This is a genomic window from Serratia sp. TSA_7 (assembly GCF_052692135.1).
The window spans coordinates 657,082-675,027 of sequence record NZ_JBQZFU010000001.1 but is presented as its reverse complement, the minus strand read 5'-3'; the positions used below and the strand labels follow the sequence as shown (position 1 = coordinate 675,027).

The window sequence follows — 17,946 nt, the reverse complement described above, 5'->3', positions numbered from 1 at the left end:
ATGATTATTTCCTCGCCGGCGTCCTGTACGCCCAGATGGAAGAAATGCTGTACCGCTGCGCGCAGCTTCGCAGGCCACAGGATAGCCGGCGGAATGCGCCAGACGCGCGCGGTAAGTTCGGGAGCGGGGTCAGGCGTTTTTCAGCATCCACTCGATTTCGGTTTCGGTGATCAGGCGCTCGAACTGCACCATCTCATCCGTTTTACAGGCCAGATAAACATGGCTGAACCTTTCGCCGAGCAGCGCATTCAGCACCGGTTGATGCTCGAATTCGTACAGCGCATCGCTCTGGCGGATGGGGAACGCCAGCCCTTCCTGCTCCAATCCATTGCCGGTCACCGGCTCTTGCAGCGGCAGCGGCGTTTCCAGCCCGTAAACAATCCCCGCCAGAATGGTCGCCATCACCAGATAAGGGTTGGCATCGGCGCCGGCCACGCGGTACTCCACGCGGTGATTGTCGCGATCGCCGCAGGGGATACGCAGCGCCACGGTGCGGTTGTTATGACCCCAGGAAGCCTGGGTCGGTACGTACATGCCCGGCTGGAAGCGGCGATAGGCGTTAACGTTGGGTGCCAGCAGCGCAATAGAAGAAGGCATCAGGGTGATCATCCCCGCCAGCGCCTGCTTCAGCAGCGCGGAATCTTCGCCGTCGTCATCGGCTAATACGTTGTTGCCCTGCTTGTCGAGCATGCTGATATGCACATGCATGCCGCTGCCGGCGTGTTCTTCATACGGCTTGGCCATAAAGGTGGCGTGCATGTTGTGGTTTTCCGCCACCATGCGGATCAGGCGCTTTAAAGCCAGCGCATGGTCGCAGGCCTGCAGAACGTTGTCGGTATGATGCAGGTTTACCTCAAACTGGCCGGGTGAGGCTTCCGCCACCGCGCCGTCCGCCGGGATGCCTTGCAAGCGTGCCAGCTCGTCGATGTCGCTCAGCACGTCGGCGAAGTGATTAAGGTTGTCGACGGAATACACCTGGCTCTGGGTATTGCGCTCCTGAGTGCCCGGCGCACAGGGCGGCTGAAGATAGCCTTCTGCGTCGCGCTGGCGATCGATGAGATAGAACTCCAACTCTACCGCTACTACGGGGGAAAGCCCGCGCTGACGCAAACGCTGCCACACTCGGTTCAGCACATTACGCGGTTCAACGTCAAAGGGAGTACCATCTTCATCCAGCATGGTGAGCAGTACCTGGCCGATATATTGCGGATCCGCCGCCGACGGCATCAGCGTGCCCGGCACCGGGACACAGATATGATCCGGCTCACCCAGTTCCTGCCCCAGCCCGGCTTCTTCTACTACGTTACCGAGAATATCCATCGCGAACACCGACGCCGGGAAGTAACAGCCCTTCTCCAGCTTGCTCAGGCCACCGACAGGTATGCGTTTGCCGCGGAAGCTGCCGTTGAGATCGGTCAGCAGAACGTCAACGTGCTGAGTCAATGGATAACGTTCCAGGTACTTCTTCACTTCACGCTGGAACGCGCTACTTCGCCTTTCTTCGTTGTGCTGAACAAAGTTTTCCACTTCTACTAAGTTGGTCTGCATGATTCACCCGCCATTTATGTTTTTGTCAGTGGTTCTCACACTTATTGCCGTCGATGTTTTTTGACCATCGCGTTCAATATAATGCCCACCAGTGAAACATAGTTGCAACAAAATTGTTTTGCAAGTGTTAATTTGAGTTTGAATATTGCCCATTTGACTGCTAGATTTATAAAATATTGAACGAAAACGGCACTAAAGAAGTTTATCGTTCATAATTTCGAACAACCCAAGGGGATAACATGGGCAATATATTTAACAGACCAATGGTCGGCGTAGTGATGTGCAGGTATAGGTTAAACGAGCATCTCACTCAGACCTTGCAAGAAAAGTACCTGAATGCAGTAATCACCGCCGGAGGGTTGCCGATCGCCCTGCCGCACGCGCTGGCGGAGCCCACACTGCTGGAGGAATTGCTGCCGCACCTCGATGGCATTTTGCTGCCCGGCAGCCCCAGTAACGTGCAGCCGCACCTTTATGGTGAAAACGGCGATGAGCCTGACGCCGATCCCGGGCGAGATGAATTGAGCCTGGCGCTGATCCGCCATGCGCTCGACAGGCACATTCCCCTTTTCGCCATTTGCCGCGGCATGCAGGAAATGGTGGTTGCCACCCAAGGCACGTTGCATCGTCGTTTGTTTGAGCTGCCCGAACTGCTCGAACACCGTGAAGATCACGAACTGCCGCTGGATCAACAATACGCCCCCGCCCACGAAGTCATCGTTCAGGATGGCGGGCTGCTCTCGCAACTGATACCGGATTGCAACAGGTTCTGGGTCAACTCACTGCATGGGCAAGGCTCAAAAACCCTCGGCCCCAACGTTCGCATCGAGGCCCACGCCGCCGATGGGCTGGTGGAGGCGATCAGCCTGCGTGACCAGCCCTTCGCGCTGGGCGTGCAATGGCATCCGGAATGGAACAGTGAGGAGTACGCCCTGTCGCGCCTGTTGTTTGACGGCTTCATTACCGCGTGCCGGCACTACCAAAAGGAAAAACGCCTATGAGCGATGTCAGCTTGGCACCGGGGAAACGTCTGTCGCAGATCCGCCAACAATTAGGGTTGTCACAGCGCCGCGCCGCCGAACTGTCTGGATTAACCCACAGCGCCATCAGCACTATCGAACAGGACAAAGTCAGCCCGGCCATCAGCACGCTGCAAAAACTGCTGACGGTGTATGGATTGTCGCTATCGGCGTTTTTCGCCGAGCCGGAAAAACCGGATGAGCCGCGGATTGTCATCGATCATGAAGACCTGATCGAGATTGGCAGCCAGGGGGTGTCGATGAAACTGATCCACAACGGCGACCCCAACCGCACGCTGGCGATGATGATCGAAACCTACGAGCCGGGCACCACTACCGGCGAACGCATCAAACATCAGGGGGAAGAAATAGGCACCCTGCTGGAAGGCGAAGTGTTGTTGCAGGTCAACGGGCAGAACTATCACCTGCAGGCCGGCCAGAGCTACGCCATCAACACCGGCATTCCCCACAGTTTCAGCAACACGTCGGCGCGGATTTGCCGGATTATCAGCGCCCATACCCCGACGACATTCTGATCAACGGAGCAAGGCATGGACTTCCATCACCTGCAGTATTGGCAACACCGGGCGCAAGCCCTGAACATTGAGAACCGACTGTTTATTAATGGCCGTTATCAACAGGCCGCTGAAGGCGAAACCTTTACCCTGGAGGATCCTGCCGCGCAGCGCGAATTGACGCAGGTGGCGCGGGCAAGCAGCGCCGATATCGATCTGGCGGTCAGCGCAGCGCGCGAGGTCTTTGAGCGCGGCGACTGGTCACGGGCCGCACCGGCGCAACGCAAGGCGACCTTGCTGCAACTGGCGGCATTGATGGAGCAGCACCACGAGGAGCTGGCGCTGCTGGAAACGCTGGATACCGGCAAGCCGATCCTCCACAGCCTGCGCGACGACGTGCCCGGCGCTATCCGCTGTCTGCGCTGGTATGCCGAAGCTGTCGACAAGGTGTACGGCGAAATCGCCCCTACCGGCGGCGATGCACTGGCGTTGATCGAACGCGAGCCGATCGGCGTGGTTGGCGCGATCGTACCCTGGAACTTCCCGCTGCTGCTGGCCTGCTGGAAGCTCGGCCCGGCGTTGGCCAGCGGCAACAGCGTGATCCTCAAACCTTCGGAGAAATCCCCGCTGAGCGCGATCTATCTGGGCAAGCTGGCGAAACAGGCCGGGTTGCCGGACGGCGTGCTGAACATCCTCCCCGGCTACGGCCAGGATGCGGGCAAGGCGCTGGCGCTGCATAACGACGTCGACGCGCTCACCTTCACCGGTTCAACCCAGGTCGCCAAACAGCTGATGATCTACGCCGGGCAATCCAATATGAAACGGGTGTGGCTGGAAGCCGGCGGCAAAAGCGCCAATATCATTTTTGCCGACTGCCCGGATCTGGATAAAGCGGCACAGGGCGCGGCAGCGGGTATCTTCTACAACCAGGGGCAAGTGTGTATCGCCGGCACCCGGCTGCTGGTGGAAGAGAGCATTCAGCAGGAATTCTTGCAAGCCTTGCGCAAGCATGCGGCAGCCTTTGTGCCGGGCGATCCGCTCGATCCGACCACGGTGATGGGCACGCTGATCGATCAGGCCCACTGTGAAAAAGTGGCGGGTTATATCGAACAAGGGTTGAGCCAGGGCGCAGCGCTGTTCCTTGACGGTCGCGAGCACCCGCGCAGCGGCCATGCCGGTTATCTCGGCCCAACCATTCTCACCCAGGTGGATAACGCCATGAGCGTGGCGCGCGATGAGATTTTCGGCCCGGTACTGGCGGTGACGTCCTTTAACGGCGAACAGCAGGCATTGCAATTAGCCAACGACAGCGAATACGGCCTGGGAGCCGCCGTCTGGACGCGTGACCTGTCCCGCGCCCACCGCATGGCTCGGCAGTTAAAAGCCGGTTCGGTGTTCGTCAATAACTACAACGACGGAGACATGACCGTGCCGTTCGGCGGCTACAAGCAAAGCGGCAATGGCCGCGACAAATCGCTGCACGCGCTGGATAAATTCACCGAACTGAAAACCACCTGGATTTCGCTGGAATAAGGGCCCCCATCATGACTGAACACGTAAAAAGCTATTATGCGGCTTCGGCCAACAGCCATCAGCCCTACCCGCAACTGAATGAATCTATTGAATGCGACGTTTGTATCGTCGGCGGTGGCTACACAGGTCTGTCTTCTGCGCTGTTCCTGGTAGAGGCAGGCTACAACGTGGTGCTGCTGGAATCCGCCCGCATCGGCTTCGGCGCCAGCGGCCGTAACGGCGGCCAGTTGGTGAATTCCTACAGCCGCGACATTGACGTCATCGAAGAACGCTATGGCGCAGAAAGCGCTCGGATGCTCGGCAGCATGATGTTCGAAGGCGCAGAGATCATTCGCAGCCGTATCAAGCGATACGCCATCGAATGCGACTATCGCCCCGGCGGCATCTTCGCCGCGCTGAACAACCGGCAATATCATGCGCTGATCGAGCAGAAACAAAATTGGGAGCGCTACGGCAATACCCAACTGGAGTTGCTGGACGCAGAGCGGATCCGTGAAGAAGTGAACAGCGAACGCTACGTCGGCGCACTGCTGGATCACAGCGGCGGCCATATTCATCCGCTGAATCTGGCGCTCGGCGAAGCCGAGGCGATTCGCCTGCAGGGCGGGCGCATCTTCGAGCAGTCGGCGGTGACCCATATTCGCCACGGCGAACCGGCGCTGGTCAGCACCGCCGGCGGCCAGGTGAAGGCTCGCTATGTGATTGTGGCCGGTAATGCTTATCTGGGCGACAAGCTGGAACCCCGGTTGGCGAAACGCAGCATGCCGTGCGGCACGCAGGTGGTAGCCACCGAACCGCTGGCGCCGGAAGTGGCGCAGTCGCTGATCCCGCAAAATTACTGCGTGGAAGATTGCAACTACCTGCTGGATTATTACCGCATTACCGGCGATAACCGCCTGCTGTACGGCGGCGGCGTGGTGTATGGCGCACGCGATCCGGACGATATCGATAATCTGATCCGGCCAAAACTGTTGAAAACCTTCCCGCAGTTGAAAGGCGTTCGCATCGACTACCGCTGGACCGGCAACTTCCTGCTCACGCTGTCGCGCATGCCGCAATTCGGCCGGCTGGAGAACAATGTGTATTATATGCAGGGCTACAGCGGTCACGGCGTGACCTGTACCCATCTGGCGGGCAAGCTGATTGCCGAGCTGATGCGCGGCGATGCGGAGCGTTTCGATGCCTTTGCCAAGCTGCCGCACCTGCCGTTCTTCGGTGGCCGCAACCTGCAAATTCCGTTCACCGCGATTGGCGCCGCTTACTATACGCTGCGGGATCGGATGGGGGTGTGATGCAAGGGGCCCAGCATGCTGGGCCCTTTATGCCAAGGATCAAACGATTTTCGGTTGACCGTCTGATGCGGTCGCGCCGCCGTCAACCGGGATGTTGGCGCCGTTGATAAAGCTGGCGTCGTCGCTGGCCAGAAACGCCATTACCGCCGCCACTTCTTCCGGCTCTGCCGCACGCCCCAACGCAATGCGCTCGTTGAACTTGTCGCGGATCTCCTGCGGCCAACCATTGGTCATATTGGTTTTCACCAGACTCGGGCACACCGAGTTCACGCGCACGCCGTCACCGCCGTGATCCAGCGCCATGGCGCGCGTCAGGTTGACCACCGCCCCTTTCGCCGCGCAGTAATATGCCGCGCCCCAGTCGCCACCCAGGCCGGATACCGAGGCGGTGTTAACGATACAGCCCTTGGTTTTCAGCAGATAAGGCATGGCGAATTTGGAACAGAACACTACGCCGTCGATATCCACCCCAGCGATGCGCCGCCAGTCGGCCACGCTGGTTTCCAGCACTGTACCCGCCACGTGCACGCCGGCATTGTTCAGCAACACGTCGATGCGGCCCAGTTTTGCCGCCACCTCGTTCATCATTTTTTCAACCGCAACCGGGTCGGAAACGTCGATGTGTACCGCCAGCGCCCTGCCTTTCGGCAGCGAGGCGGCAACGGCATCTACCGCGTCCTTCGCCCAGTCCGCCAGCACCACCACGGCGCCCTCGGCGGAAAATCGGCGTGCCGCCGCTTCCCCCATCCCATTGCCTGCGCCGGTGATCACTACCACTTTATTGTCGAAACGCATGAAACCTCCTCCATGTGAATATATTTCTATAAATCATACAAATCCTGCTGAGATCCGAGGATAAAACTCATGGAGGGCAAGGGCCAGTCAAAACGTGCGGTTTATTAACCCAAAAGAGGTATTCATTGTCATTTCAATGCGCTGACCCAACCTTTATCAGAATTAGGCCAACTCATTGATGGATATAATAAAATTTACCTGAGTGACTATTCCGGAATGGGATTATCAGCCTGCTCCCTGCGGCGACAGGCCGGGGATAAACGCAATCCCCTTAAGCAAGGGTCATTGAAAAGCCATCGCCGCCCGGCGCGGCGGCGATGGCGATGGCTATTTTTTATCGATGGGGATCACCAGCAGATCGACGTTCAGATCGTTGATCGCCTGACGCGCCGAAGACACCAACCGGCTCCAGACATCGTGGTGATGGCCGAAGATAACCAGATCAAAACCCTTGTCCTTCGCCGCCCGGTTCAACTCTTGCGTCAGCTCACCGCGGCTGACGATCACCTCTTCCACCGGGTAAGACGATTGGCCGCGGATCGCATTGAGCATGTTCTTGACCCGCTCCGAGAAAGTGCGGTCAGTGTAGTTGTATTCACCCACCCCAAGCTCGGCGTAATAACCGGTGCGGTGGATATCGATATAGATCAGAGACAGTTTGGCGTTGAGCGCGGCGGCCAGCCTGGCGCCCTTGCCCAGCAGGAACTCGGCGTCTTCGCTGAGATCCGTGGCGACAACGATATGTTGATAAGCCATGATGGCAGCCCTCCGCATAGAGCTGGTGAACAGGATGGCGCTCCCTGCCCGGCTTCCCGCATGTTTCTTGTGCAGTTTAAGTTTAGTTCAGCGTTGACATGATCGCCTGTCGCGACATCGTTCCATTTATGGAACGATGCATTCCGCCTTTACCCTCTAGTACAATTCAACCGTGCACCTAAACTAAGGGCAAGTGATGAGGTTCATCCTGGGTTATTCGCCATTAATTGTTATCTCACGATCCGACTACAGAGGAAAAAACCATGAGCGCCCCAGCAAACTTCAACGGTCAGTGTCCTGTTATTGATGCCAATGATGCCGTAATGCTGTTGATTGACCACCAGAGCGGCCTGTTCCAGACCGTCGCCGATATGCCAATGACCGAGCTACGCGCCCGCGCCGGCGCATTGGCCAGCATCGCCACGCTGAGCAACCTGCCGGTGATCACTACCGCCTCGGTGCCACAGGGCCCCAACGGCCCGCTGATCCCGGAAATCCACCAGAACGCACCGCATGCGCAGTACGTCGCCCGCCGAGGGGAAATCAACGCCTGGGACAACCCGGACTTCGTGGCGGCGGTGAAGGCCACCGGCCGCAAAACCCTGATCGTCGCCGGCACCATCACCAGCGTATGCATGGCCTTCCCGTCCATCAGCGCGGTGGCCGAAGGCTATAAGGTGTTCGCGGTGATCGACGCCTCCGGCACCTATTCGAAAATGGCACAGGAAATCACCCTGGCACGCGTCGTGCAGGCGGGCGTCGTGCCGATCGACACAGCCAGCGTGGCCTCCGAGCTGCAGGGTAGCTGGAACCGCGAAGACGCGCAGCAATGGGCGGAAGTCTATACCAAAATCTTCCCGGCCTATCAGTTGCTGATCGAAAGCTATCTCAAAGCCCAGGACGTGGTGACCCACCATGAACAGCTGGACTCCCAGCGCTGATCCGCAGGCATAAAAAAGCCCCGGCACAGAGCCGGGGCTATCAAATATGTGCCGGTTACTTTCCCGACCGTCATGTTATGGCGTAAGCGTCCATCGAACACTCCAACGTTACGCAGCCTAAGCACAACCTTTTCACAACAGAAAAAAAGACTGAGACGCCGCTTTATTATTTATGCGTCAATCTGTTTTGCTGTTGCCAATAATAAATTATTGGAACGTCATCGAGGAATCGAACCCCAGTCCGCCAGTAAATAAATTCACCGCCGCTCTTCCTGCTGAGCTAATGACGTATTCATTAATACTCCGGGCGAACCCGGAGTTTATTCAGACAACGCTTTTATTTCTCATCCGCTCCGGCTTAAGCCATCATCGCTATCGCAAGAAATAAAACATTACCTAAAAATTATAAAACCACTACGTTGCCTGCTGAAGGGCCTTTTGCACCACTTTCGATGGTGAACTCAACGCGCTGGCCTTCATCAAGAGTTTTGAAATCATTGCTCTGAATGGCAGAGAAGTGCACGAACACGTCTTTGCTGCCGTCTGCCGGAGAGATGAAACCAAAACCTTTACCTGCATCAAACCATTTTACCAAACCAGTCATTTTAGTAGACATAGATATTTCCTTTATATTTTGAGACGCCATACGGCGATAGAGGTCTGTTTTTGTTGGAAACTTATTGGGCACTAGAGAAGGTAATTCGCGGGAGAAGAGGTATCTATGGGATATCACTAATACTGAGAACTGCTTTACTAAAACTGCTTTCATAAGGTCTGTACTACAAACCGATGACGCTATTTACACACAGCCAGATTATTTAAGCAAGGAATATTTATAATTATATTTATACACCCTATGAATTTATTACGTTCAACACGATGAAAACTCGCCGCTGAGAAAGCAGCATAAAGCCGGAGGAAAAATTTTCCGCTCTGCACGGATATCAGGATGGATTATGGCCGCGATTCATTATAAAACAGCTGACATGTTCCTTTCTGATCGGCTACAGCATGATGATCGATATGTCCGCGGTAATCGCCGTTTTCACCCTGTATGTGGTCGGCGTAGTGGTGCCTGGCCCCAACTTTGTCGCCGTAGCGCATAAAGCCGTATCTGCGCGCCGGGCGGAAGCCTTCGCTCTGGTAGCCGGTATCGTGCTGGTCAATCTGTTCTGGGCCAGCGGCGCGATTCTCGGCATCGGCCTGGTTTTTGCCCTGTTCCCCTGGCTGGCGATGGCGGTCAAAATCGCCGGTGCCGGCTATCTTATTTGGTTTGGCTGCCGCCTGTTCGCCAAGGCAAAACCTGTCTCGGGTTTGATAAGCGCCAGCGCCCGTGAAAAAAGCGGATCACGTGTCGCTTTTGTGCAGGGTATCGCAACCAATATTGCCAATCCTAAATCTGTCGCCTTCTACGCGGCGGTATTCTCGTCAGCGGCACCGGCGCATGTCTCAGTGGCGACCTTCGTCGCCATGCTGGCGGAAGTGGCGGTGATTGCAGGTTGTTGGTACGGGCTGGTCGTCCTGGTGCTGTCGCACGCCCCGATTGCCAGCGCCTATCGCCGCAGCAAAGCCCATATCGATCGGGTTTGCGGCGCGTTGATCGTCGGGCTGGGAATACGGCAGTTACTGCGTTGACGATGGACGATATACCCAATTTATCAGGCTGTTTACCAGGAAAAACCATGAAAATAACCGACCTTCCCTTCGGTATCACGGACTGGCAAGACATCGCCGCAACGGAGCACCCAGGCATTACCGGCATGGCCTATTGGCGAACTCGCCGGTTCGGCGACCTGCGCGTCAGAATGGTTGAGTACACGGCCGACTACCTCGCGGACCACTGGTGTACCAAAGGCCATATTCTTCTGTGCCTGAGCGGTGAATTGCATACCGAGTTGGCCGATGGCCGACGCTTTGTTCTGCTGCCGGGCATGAGCTACCAGGTGGCGGACGACGCCGAACCGCACCGCTCGTCAACGCAAGGCGGTGCGCAGTTGTTTATCGTCGATTAATGCCTGCGCCAGATTGCCGGCGTTGCCTGCCTTAGGCCTTAACCGATAATCGCGATGCCCAACCGTTCCATGATCTGGAACGCCTGATAACTGTCCAGTTTTACCCCCTGCAAATCGACGCCGCGCACGTCCAGCTCACCCAATTCAGAATTGGTCAGGTCGCAATGGGTAAAGTTGGCGGCACGCCAGTCGAATGAAGAAAATTCGCCGCCTGAGAGATCGGAGCCGCTAAAGGTCGCGCCGAGGATCTGCGCCCCATTCCAGCGGTTTTCCCACAGCTCGCACTTCTCCAATACCACTTTCGAAAAATTGGCGTAGCTGAGGTTGGTTTTGGTGATGTAAGCGCTGCAGAACCAGGTACGCGTAGTGATCATGTTCATAAAACTGGCACCGCGAAAGTCGGCACCCTGTGCACGGCACTCGAGAATTTCAATGCCCAGCGCATTGGCATTTCTGAAATCCGCCATCGATAAATCGCAGTTTTTGAAGCTGGCGTCTTTCAACAATGCGCGGCTGAAATTGCCGCCTTGCTGGCTCTCGCGATCATAAAACTGACAGCCGATGAACTCGGTGCCGGTCAGATCCGCACCCGAGAAATCACAGTTGCGGAAGGTGCCGTTTTCAATCTTCTCGCCGGTAAACCGGTTACGGCCAATTTTTTCACCATCCAAAGCCAACGTCATTGCAACCACCCTGTTTATTTATACAGTCAATGACGCATTATAAGCCGATCCGTACGGCCGGGAAAACCGCTTTGGCCTATTTTCTCCGTCGGAAGGCACAAAAAAAACCGCATGTGGCATGAGGGAATTTATGCCTGTTTGACCTTGATGCGGTTCATGTTCATGCCGGCGGTCTGAGCTTGTAATGCACCCTGTGCAATCAAGGCGTACAGACGGAAATTCAAAAAGGTATCCCCCACCGGATAAGGTGAATTCACCATCGCCTCGCCCACCACCCGCGACCCCTGGGTGTAATCGCCAGGGCAGGCGTCAAGCAGTTGACGGTCATGAAAATCCTCCGCCTGGCCGCGAACCGCGTTTTCCGCAAAGATCCGCACCGGGGCATTCTCCAACAACAGACGATGCCAGTCGGTAGTGAGCGCGGTTTTGTCTGCCGACGTCAGTTCACGCCGCCGGATCCACAAGGGTTCCAGCATTTCCGCCGCACACCAGTGGGTGCTCGGCCGCCCGGTGTGTTCAGTTACGTTGACGACAAAGATCGGGCGTTCGCCAAGCAGCGGCAGCAATGCACGCAGCATCAGCTGTTCATCGGCGTTATCGCCGACCCACAGGGTCACTTGCCCGGTAACGGCGGCAAGTTGCGCTTTTAACGCCGTCATCCCCGCCTGACTCTCTTCGGAGGTATCCCACTCAGGCGCGTGAACGGATCGGTATAAATCGTGCAACCAGCGGGTTCTGGCCTGCAACGCGCCATCGTCGTCGAGCGCATACAGCGGCCCGAATGACAGGCGGTCGGGAAAATCCAGCACGTCTTCCCCCGGGTAAGCCAACCGCACACAGCTGCCCGACAGTGCGATATGCACATCCTTCATCAACGCTCTCCTCACGCTCTTTCTTAAGATAATCCTGAGGTCGATTTTACAACTTTTCCCGTTTTGCTCTATGACAAACAATCCGAATCTGCCGGACAAAAAGCAAAAAACCGCCCAGAGGGGGCGGTTGATGATCGGCGGCAGGAGCTTACTTCAAGGCTTCCTGTATGGCGTCGGCCATGGGGCTAATGTGCTTTTCGGCGGCTTTCAGTTGAAAATCCACGCCGTTACCGTCGTTGGTATCGGACAAAGTGGCCTTGATCAGCTCCAGCGCCGCCTGCACGGCCACTAGCCTTTTATGCTGTTCGTCCGTGACGGGTTTGGAGCTCATCGTCGCCGGGTAGTATTGCTCTAACATCGTTCTCTCCTTGTGATTGGGCCAACCCCTACCCTATCAGCCTTTCCCCCCTTTCTCTAATGAGGCAGATCACTGTATCGCCCCCCTGGCGCCTGGGTGGCGAAAAAGTGAACTGAAAATGGGCCAAACCGACGTTTTCAGCAGGTAGTCTATCTGCAATGCCAATAATCATGTCGCCGGGCCCCGCCTCGCTTTTGGGGCTTTAGCGAAACTCGACCCAGCTGGCGCCGGCATCGGCGGAACGTACGCAGTTTTCGACCCAACGCACGCCCATCGCCCCGGCATGCACGTCGGGGTACCAGAAATCGGCCAGGAAAGCCTCGTCCCGCCGGTCGGTGGCGTCCATCGCCAGCGCAAAACGTCGGTACAGATTTGACCAGGCTTCAAACAGCCCCTCGGGATGACCGCCGCCAATCCTGTCGTCCGCCAACGCGGCGTGATCCAGGTAAGGCATGCCGCGCTCCAGAATGCGCACCGGCTCGCCCTGCACTTCAAAACGCAATTGGTTAGGCTGTTCGTCCCACCATTCCAGGCTGGCCTTCTCGCCGACGATGCGCACCTTCTGGCCGTGCATCGAGCCGCTGTTGATCGCCGAACACCACATTGAACCTACCGCGCCGTTGTCGTACTCCATCAACACGTAGGCATTGTCTTCCAGCGGCGCACGGGTTTTGACAAAACTCTGGCGGCTGCACATCAGGCGTTTGATCTTCAATTGCGGCACCATGGTTTCCGCCAGGAACAGCGGATGCGTGGCCAGATCGCCCAGCACATAGCTCGGGCCGACAAAACGCGGGTCTACCCGCCAGCGCGTGCTGGGGTTCTCTTGCTCTACCGGCGCGGCGTGGAACCCGTGGGAGAATTGCATGTTGATGATACGGATCTCGCCCAACAGGCCGTCAGCGATCATCTGGCGGGCCTGCAAAATCAACTGGTGGCCGGAATAACCGTAGGTGACGCCGATAATTTTTTGCCGTTTTTCGCTCAGCTCGACCAGCGTTTGCGCCTCTTCGGCGGTAAAGCACAACGGTTTTTCGCACACTACGTGCAGACCCGCTTCCAACGCCGCCTGGCAAATAGCAAAGTGGGTGTTGTTTGGCGTGGCGATGGAAACCGCCTCGATACCGTCCGATCTCGCGGCTTCTTCCCGAAACAGCGTGGCGTAATCCGGGTAACAGCGGTCCGCTGCCACTCCCAGGCTTTGCCCAAAACTGCGCCCGCGCGACACGTCGATATCGAACGCGCCGGCCAACAGAGTGAAGGTGCCGTCGCGCAGTGCCGCAGAACGGTGGATATAACCGATTTGGCTGGTGCCGCCGCCGCCGACCATACCCCAGCGCAGGGATCGTTCCAGAGGTTTAATGCCGTTGATCATCACGTTTCTCCCGATTAAAAACCGACTGTTCGCAAATAATTGAGGCTTTCCGTCACGTCGCGCAGGCTACCCTGCACCTGACGCGGATCCCGTTCCTGCTCAATGGTGATCCAGCCCTGATAACCGCGCGCCGCCAATAATTCGCGCACGGCTGGATAATCAATTGCACCCTGCCCCAGTGGGCACATCACCCCTTGTGCGCAAGCGGTAAAGAAATCCAGCCCACGTTTCAGCACCTCATTGAACACCTGCGGATTAACATCCTTGAAATGCAGGTAATCAATCCGGGAGAAATAGCGTTCGAGCCAGATGACCGGATCCATGCCGGAGTAATACAGGTGCCCGGTGTCCAGGCATAATCCGGCAGTTTGGTGCGGAATTTGGCTGACCAACAGCTCGATCTCATCGGCGAACTCGATGCAGCCACCGGCATGCGGATGGATCACCGGCCTGACGCCATATTCTTGCCAGGCAATCTCGCTGACCGTTTTGATGTGGCCGATCATCCGGTTCCAGTCGTCTGGCGCCAGCCGCGGTGCCTGCGATGACTGCCCGGCGAACCGGGCCCGCTGTGGATTGCCGAAGTCGATTATCACCAGGTAAGGCGGCGAGAAATGGCCTTCGCAAATGGGATGTGCTTTGGGCGCCTGCGACAAATTGCGACAAATGTTATGGGTCAGCGTCAGGATGGGCGCGAAGTTCTGCTCGCTGACCAGATCGTCAAAAATGGTGCCGGCTACCAGCGACAACTGGTGGTGGTGCAACTCTGCGGTCAGGGTTGCGGCCTCGATTGGCAGGTAGCCCCACGGCCCCAGCTCAATGCTGTGATAGCCTGCGGCGTTCGCCTCCTGTAGCACTTGGGCGTAAGGAGGAAGATAAGGATTTTTGGGATCATCCACTCCCCAACTGCAGGGAGCATTGGCGATAGGCAAGGTCATTTTTCATTCCGTTTCGAGGGGAGTGTGGCGCCAGTATCAAACAAATATTTCGACACCATCAATGATGAAACTTTCATTTTTTGATGGGGATCGCGTTAAATTTGATAGTTAAAATGATAGCTTTTTATCAAGCACAGACAAGCCGTAACCTGCAAGACATCGACGGCAACTCAGGGGAAACAGCCCACAGCGGGGCCGGCGATCAGATATTTTCTTTGGTGATCAGATCAAAACGGTTAATGATCTGCATAAAACCCGGGTGTTCATCGCCGGCGGCGGCGACAAAGGTCTTGATGATCGACGCGGCGAATTCATGAATGCGGTGCGTCAACATCAGATCCAGCGTGCCGTCGATCAACGCCATCTCCGCGTTTTCCACCGGGCCATGACAAACCAGCATCACGTCGTGCTGCCTGCCGCTCTCTCGCAACGCGGCGATAATCCCTTCCACGCCGCCGCAGGGCGCGTACAACGCCACCAATTCAGGGTGCTGCGCCAATATGCTCAAGGTGACCTGTCTGGCATTTTCGGCCCGTTCATAGCTGCGTAGCGGCTCCAGCACCCGGTGGCCACTCAGGTGTTCGCGCAGGTAAGAGCGAAAACTGATTTCGCAGGCTTCCTGGCACAGGAAGCGATTATCGCCGATGATAACCCCGATTTCCCCCTGCTTTCGACACATACGCTCTACCGCCCAGGCCGCGGTGCGACCGGCCTGCTGATTATCCAGGCCAACATAACCGGCCCTGCTGTGCACCGACAGATCCGACAGCAGCGTAAACACCTTAACGCCCTGGCGGCTGGCTTCTTCGACCGCATAACGGATCATCGGGTTATCCAGCGCCAGCACCCCCATCACATCCACGCTCTGGCTCAGTTGCGTAATGGCCGCGGCGGTATCGCCTACCGCGCTGATGTCATGAAAAATGAACTGAGGCGGATGAGCCGGATCGCAGTACGGCGCGGCCTGTTCCAGCAGGCTTTCCGCTAACTGCGCATAGAAAGAATGTTCGCGGCGCAGCAGGATAAAGCCCATTTTGAGCCGCACAGGCGACTGCCCGGCCGCCTCAAACAACCGGTGGGACTTTTCGAGGGCAAAACCCAGTTTTTTCGCCGCAGCGATAACTTTGCGCTCCGTTTCCGGCCGTACCGCAGCACGTTGGTTTATTACCCGATCAACCGTGGCGATACCGACATGCGCCTCTCTGGCAATAGCCGCCAGGGTGGTTTTCTTGCCTGCCATACTCTTCCTCATCATGATTTTGATAAAAACTATCATGGTGTCGATGACGGAGGAAACCCGGCCAGGGGTTTTGTGTGATCGGGGGCGTTAATCGCGATTTGAGTCGTTGCAGAGAGCGGTAAAAAGCTCGAAATGAACGTTTTTCGGGCAGGTGAAGCAATTATTGAACTGCTGCTGTTTTCGCCATAACGCATAGTCTGATTTTGTCCCCCGGAGCGAATCATGACATCGACAAAATCCGACGCCATCGAGTATGCGGCACCCAATGCCACCCAGTGGCCGGCGATCCTGAACATAGTGTTCGCCGGTATTGCGGCAGCCCTGCAGGTGGGTAAAGCGACGATTGCATTACCGGAGTTGCAACGCGAGTTCGGCCGCTCTCTGGAATCGTTAAGCTGGGTAATCTCGGCCTTCCCTTTCGTGGGCGTGTTCAGCGGCATCCTCGTCGGCATTTTGGTCCGTCGCTGGGGCGATCGCCGCTTGCTTTGCCTTGGGCTGATGATCATCAGCGCCGCCAGCTTTGTCGGCGCCGGTCTGCATAACTTCAATGGACTTATCGCCACGCGGTTTATTGAGGGCCTGGGTTTCGTCATCGTCGTGGTCGCCGCCCCGGCGGTTCTCAATCGCGTGGTTCAGCCGCAAAAACGTAATCTGGTGTTTGGCATCTGGAGCACCTTTATGCCGGCGGGCATCGCCCTCTCGATGTTTTTCGGCCCGTTGCTCGGCGGCTGGCAACAGAGCTGGCTGGCGAGCGCCGCTCTGACGCTGTTAGCGGCGTTGTTGCTGCCGCTGACGACCCGCCGGGAGGCTACCGGCTCTGCGGCGACTTTACACATCGGCCTGCGCCAGGCGTTGTCTCGCCTGTTGCGCGCACGACAACCTGGGCTGCTGGCGCTGATATTCACCAGCTACAACCTGCTGTTCTTTGCGGTAATGGCTTTTTTGCCTCTATTTTTGATGCAGCACGTAGGGCTGTCGCTCGCCAACACGGGCAGCATCAGTGCCGCGATTATAGCCGTCAATATGATTGGCAATCTCTCCGCCGGTTTACTGCTGTCGCGTGGGATCAGCACCAAAGCGCTGCTCACCGGCACCTTTATCGCCATGGGGCTGACCGGCAGCGGTATCTTCTTCTCGGTAACGCCGATGAACATGCTGATACCGCTGTGTTTTTTGTTTTCCGCCATCAGCGGTATGTTGCCGTCCACCATTCTCGCCGCCACGCCGATGTCGTCACCGGAACCGACCCTCATCCCACTGTGTCTGGGGTTGGTAATGCAAGGCAATTATCTGGGCCAGGTGATCGCCCCCATCGCGATAAGCAGCATCGTCGCCAATGCCGGCTGGTCCGCCCCCGCCGCAATGGTACTGGCCGCCGCCGCGTTGGGCATAGCATTGACATTGCTACTGTCAACCCGGTATTGACCCCCTGACAAGACAGGGTTTTACGGCGCGCCGGATAAGGTAACAATGTCGCAGCGCAGCCAAGGTGCGCTGTGATACTGTGGTTATCTGGATGCCCCTGTTATACGAGAGCGAGTATGGCTGTATCTATTGAAGAAACCGCGGTGACCGATACCGGTTTTGCTGCGCTGGTGACGGCGCTGGACGACTACCAGCAACCACTTTATCCCGCCGCTTCATGCTATTCGGTGTCGGTTGAGGAAATGACGTCGTCAGAAACCTGCGCTTTATTACCCGCCTGATCCGCTGAGCATTTATATGATGAAGCGCCTGAAGGGTCAGGCGTGATGAAAGACATCCGATCTTAGCGGGAGATTCAGCGGCCGGCGTTTAAGCTTATGGATCTCCGCCGTACTTTCCTCGCCCGAACGCAATGTCTGAATAGCGTAATTTTATTTTTATCCGCCGAGTTCAGCATACCCTGGCAAATAACTACAGTTATCTTGATGGATATGGCCAATGGTGCTCCACCCCTGATAATGACAAAGTCCCCGTGGCTATCAGGTAAATCACCAAACCGCCAAAAGCGATCGCAACCATCATCTCAATGAATCTAAGTCGTTTATGCTCAGTCATTCGCCTACCTCTGCGTTTCAGGTGAAAAT

Annotated in this window: 19 protein-coding genes and 1 tRNA gene; 9 read left to right on the top strand and 11 right to left on the bottom strand. The window is 56.8% G+C overall.

All coding sequences use genetic code 11. The annotated features are described in order from the left end of the window. Positions 1-129 precede the first annotated feature (129 nt). Entirely contained in the window at positions 130-1,548 is a 1,419-nt protein-coding gene (locus ACUTQW_RS03320) for a glutamine synthetase family protein (RefSeq protein ID WP_004943376.1), read from the bottom strand. 239 nt (positions 1,549-1,787) lie between these two features. Here ACUTQW_RS03320 and puuD point away from each other — a divergent pair, with 239 nt between their 5' ends. Genes puuD through ACUTQW_RS03300 form a run of 4 tightly spaced genes read left to right on the top strand, consistent with a single transcriptional unit; the run spans position 1,788 to position 5,907 of the window. Next, positions 1,788-2,549 (top strand): gamma-glutamyl-gamma-aminobutyrate hydrolase, encoded by a 762-nt coding sequence (puuD, locus tag ACUTQW_RS03315; protein WP_004943373.1) that lies wholly within the window; start codon positions 1,788-1,790, stop codon positions 2,547-2,549. Further along, complete coding sequence (gene puuR / locus ACUTQW_RS03310) at positions 2,546-3,103, top strand: HTH-type transcriptional regulator PuuR (protein ID WP_004943370.1); 558 nt, start codon at positions 2,546-2,548, stop codon at positions 3,101-3,103. Before puuD ends, puuR begins: the two co-directional genes overlap by 4 nt. 15 nt (positions 3,104-3,118) lie before the next feature. Further along, positions 3,119-4,615, top strand: a complete 1,497-nt coding sequence (puuC, locus tag ACUTQW_RS03305) for an aldehyde dehydrogenase PuuC (RefSeq protein ID WP_020438884.1) — start codon at positions 3,119-3,121, stop codon at positions 4,613-4,615. Positions 4,616-4,626: 11 nt separating this feature from the next. Continuing rightward, entirely contained in the window at positions 4,627-5,907 is a 1,281-nt protein-coding gene (locus tag ACUTQW_RS03300; RefSeq protein ID WP_004943366.1) for an NAD(P)/FAD-dependent oxidoreductase, read from the top strand. Positions 5,908-5,946: 39 nt separating this feature from the next. Here ACUTQW_RS03300 and ACUTQW_RS03295 read toward each other — a convergent pair whose 3' ends face one another. Both ACUTQW_RS03295 and ACUTQW_RS03290 read right to left on the bottom strand, forming a co-directional pair. Continuing rightward, positions 5,947-6,702, bottom strand: coding sequence for an SDR family NAD(P)-dependent oxidoreductase (locus tag ACUTQW_RS03295; protein ID WP_004943364.1), 756 nt, complete (start codon positions 6,700-6,702; stop codon positions 5,947-5,949). Between the two features lie 327 nt (positions 6,703-7,029). Continuing rightward, entirely contained in the window at positions 7,030-7,458 is a 429-nt protein-coding gene (locus ACUTQW_RS03290; RefSeq protein ID WP_004943361.1) for a universal stress protein, read from the bottom strand. A gap of 263 nt (positions 7,459-7,721) precedes the next feature. Between ACUTQW_RS03290 and ACUTQW_RS03285 the strand changes: the two genes are divergently transcribed. After that, entirely contained in the window at positions 7,722-8,399 is a 678-nt protein-coding gene (locus ACUTQW_RS03285; protein WP_445654800.1) for a hydrolase, read from the top strand. 211 nt (positions 8,400-8,610) lie between these two features. Here ACUTQW_RS03285 and ACUTQW_RS03280 read toward each other — a convergent pair. Together ACUTQW_RS03280 and cspE are read right to left on the bottom strand one after the other, a co-directional pair. Next, a tRNA-OTHER gene (locus tag ACUTQW_RS03280) sits at positions 8,611-8,689 on the bottom strand. A gap of 113 nt (positions 8,690-8,802) precedes the next feature. Then, on the bottom strand, positions 8,803-9,015 hold the full coding sequence (gene cspE, locus ACUTQW_RS03275) for a transcription antiterminator/RNA stability regulator CspE (RefSeq protein ID WP_004943356.1): 213 nt from the start codon (positions 9,013-9,015) through the stop codon (positions 8,803-8,805). A 398-nt stretch (positions 9,016-9,413) separates the two neighbouring features. Between cspE and ACUTQW_RS03270 the strand changes: the two genes are divergently transcribed. Further along, the gene (locus tag ACUTQW_RS03270; protein ID WP_037433941.1) at positions 9,414-10,034 is read left to right on the top strand and encodes a LysE family translocator; all 621 of its coding nucleotides are present in this window, start codon (positions 9,414-9,416) and stop codon (positions 10,032-10,034) included. 47 nt (positions 10,035-10,081) lie between these two features. Then, the gene (locus ACUTQW_RS03265; protein WP_037432723.1) at positions 10,082-10,411 is read left to right on the top strand and encodes a DHCW motif cupin fold protein; all 330 of its coding nucleotides are present in this window, start codon (positions 10,082-10,084) and stop codon (positions 10,409-10,411) included. Between the two features lie 38 nt (positions 10,412-10,449). On the opposite strand, the gene ACUTQW_RS03260 is transcribed toward ACUTQW_RS03265, so the two are convergent. From ACUTQW_RS03260 to ACUTQW_RS03235, 6 genes are all read right to left on the bottom strand, one after another. Continuing rightward, complete coding sequence (locus tag ACUTQW_RS03260) at positions 10,450-11,094, bottom strand: Qnr family pentapeptide repeat protein (protein ID WP_006324845.1); 645 nt, start codon at positions 11,092-11,094, stop codon at positions 10,450-10,452. A gap of 128 nt (positions 11,095-11,222) precedes the next feature. After that, a complete protein-coding gene (locus ACUTQW_RS03255; RefSeq protein ID WP_445654799.1) occupies positions 11,223-11,966 on the bottom strand; it encodes a DUF3658 domain-containing protein in 744 nt (247 codons plus the stop codon). Positions 11,967-12,114: 148 nt separating this feature from the next. After that, a complete protein-coding gene (locus tag ACUTQW_RS03250; protein ID WP_006324843.1) occupies positions 12,115-12,324 on the bottom strand; it encodes a hypothetical protein in 210 nt (69 codons plus the stop codon). A gap of 202 nt (positions 12,325-12,526) precedes the next feature. Beyond that, positions 12,527-13,699, bottom strand: a complete 1,173-nt coding sequence (locus ACUTQW_RS03245; RefSeq protein WP_006324842.1) for a Gfo/Idh/MocA family protein — start codon at positions 13,697-13,699, stop codon at positions 12,527-12,529. Positions 13,700-13,713: 14 nt separating this feature from the next. Further along, positions 13,714-14,637 carry a TIM barrel protein gene (locus ACUTQW_RS03240; RefSeq protein WP_006324841.1) on the bottom strand — a complete coding sequence of 308 codons (924 nt, stop codon included), beginning with the start codon at positions 14,635-14,637 and terminating at the stop codon, positions 13,714-13,716. Positions 14,638-14,839: 202 nt separating this feature from the next. Continuing rightward, positions 14,840-15,877: a LacI family DNA-binding transcriptional regulator gene (locus ACUTQW_RS03235; RefSeq protein ID WP_037432716.1), complete on the bottom strand. Its 1,038-nt coding sequence runs from the start codon at positions 15,875-15,877 to the stop codon at positions 14,840-14,842. Between the two features lie 222 nt (positions 15,878-16,099). On the opposite strand from ACUTQW_RS03235, the gene ACUTQW_RS03230 reads away from it, so the two are divergent. Further along, the gene (locus ACUTQW_RS03230) at positions 16,100-17,302 is read left to right on the top strand and encodes an MFS transporter (RefSeq protein WP_064799352.1); all 1,203 of its coding nucleotides are present in this window, start codon (positions 16,100-16,102) and stop codon (positions 17,300-17,302) included. Between the two features lie 116 nt (positions 17,303-17,418). Then, the gene (locus tag ACUTQW_RS03225; RefSeq protein ID WP_235196155.1) at positions 17,419-17,583 is read left to right on the top strand and encodes a hypothetical protein; all 165 of its coding nucleotides are present in this window, start codon (positions 17,419-17,421) and stop codon (positions 17,581-17,583) included. Positions 17,584-17,946 lie beyond the last annotated feature (363 nt).

Excerpts from the sequence above, each read along its gene's own strand:
- ACUTQW_RS03260 (WP_006324845.1), bottom strand. The coding sequence starts at position 11,094 with ATGACGTTGGCTTTGGATGGTGAAAAAATTGGCCGTAACCGGTTTACC.
- ACUTQW_RS03300 (WP_004943366.1), top strand. The coding sequence starts at position 4,627 with ATGACTGAACACGTAAAAAGCTATTATGCGGCTTCGGCCAACAGCCAT.
- ACUTQW_RS03290 (WP_004943361.1), bottom strand. The coding sequence starts at position 7,458 with ATGGCTTATCAACATATCGTTGTCGCCACGGATCTCAGCGAAGACGCC.
- ACUTQW_RS03225 (WP_235196155.1), top strand. The coding sequence starts at position 17,419 with ATGGCTGTATCTATTGAAGAAACCGCGGTGACCGATACCGGTTTTGCT.
- ACUTQW_RS03320 (WP_004943376.1), bottom strand. The coding sequence starts at position 1,548 with ATGCAGACCAACTTAGTAGAAGTGGAAAACTTTGTTCAGCACAACGAA.
- ACUTQW_RS03265 (WP_037432723.1), top strand. The coding sequence starts at position 10,082 with ATGAAAATAACCGACCTTCCCTTCGGTATCACGGACTGGCAAGACATC.
- ACUTQW_RS03285 (WP_445654800.1), top strand. The coding sequence starts at position 7,722 with ATGAGCGCCCCAGCAAACTTCAACGGTCAGTGTCCTGTTATTGATGCC.
- ACUTQW_RS03270 (WP_037433941.1), top strand. The coding sequence starts at position 9,414 with ATGATCGATATGTCCGCGGTAATCGCCGTTTTCACCCTGTATGTGGTC.
- cspE (WP_004943356.1), bottom strand. The coding sequence starts at position 9,015 with ATGTCTACTAAAATGACTGGTTTGGTAAAATGGTTTGATGCAGGTAAA.
- puuC (WP_020438884.1), top strand. The coding sequence starts at position 3,119 with ATGGACTTCCATCACCTGCAGTATTGGCAACACCGGGCGCAAGCCCTG.
- ACUTQW_RS03245 (WP_006324842.1), bottom strand. The coding sequence starts at position 13,699 with ATGATCAACGGCATTAAACCTCTGGAACGATCCCTGCGCTGGGGTATG.
- ACUTQW_RS03295 (WP_004943364.1), bottom strand. The coding sequence starts at position 6,702 with ATGCGTTTCGACAATAAAGTGGTAGTGATCACCGGCGCAGGCAATGGG.
- ACUTQW_RS03255 (WP_445654799.1), bottom strand. The coding sequence starts at position 11,966 with ATGAAGGATGTGCATATCGCACTGTCGGGCAGCTGTGTGCGGTTGGCT.
- ACUTQW_RS03230 (WP_064799352.1), top strand. The coding sequence starts at position 16,100 with ATGACATCGACAAAATCCGACGCCATCGAGTATGCGGCACCCAATGCC.
- puuD (WP_004943373.1), top strand. The coding sequence starts at position 1,788 with ATGGGCAATATATTTAACAGACCAATGGTCGGCGTAGTGATGTGCAGG.
- puuR (WP_004943370.1), top strand. The coding sequence starts at position 2,546 with ATGAGCGATGTCAGCTTGGCACCGGGGAAACGTCTGTCGCAGATCCGC.
- ACUTQW_RS03250 (WP_006324843.1), bottom strand. The coding sequence starts at position 12,324 with ATGTTAGAGCAATACTACCCGGCGACGATGAGCTCCAAACCCGTCACG.
- ACUTQW_RS03240 (WP_006324841.1), bottom strand. The coding sequence starts at position 14,637 with ATGACCTTGCCTATCGCCAATGCTCCCTGCAGTTGGGGAGTGGATGAT.
- ACUTQW_RS03235 (WP_037432716.1), bottom strand. The coding sequence starts at position 15,877 with ATGGCAGGCAAGAAAACCACCCTGGCGGCTATTGCCAGAGAGGCGCAT.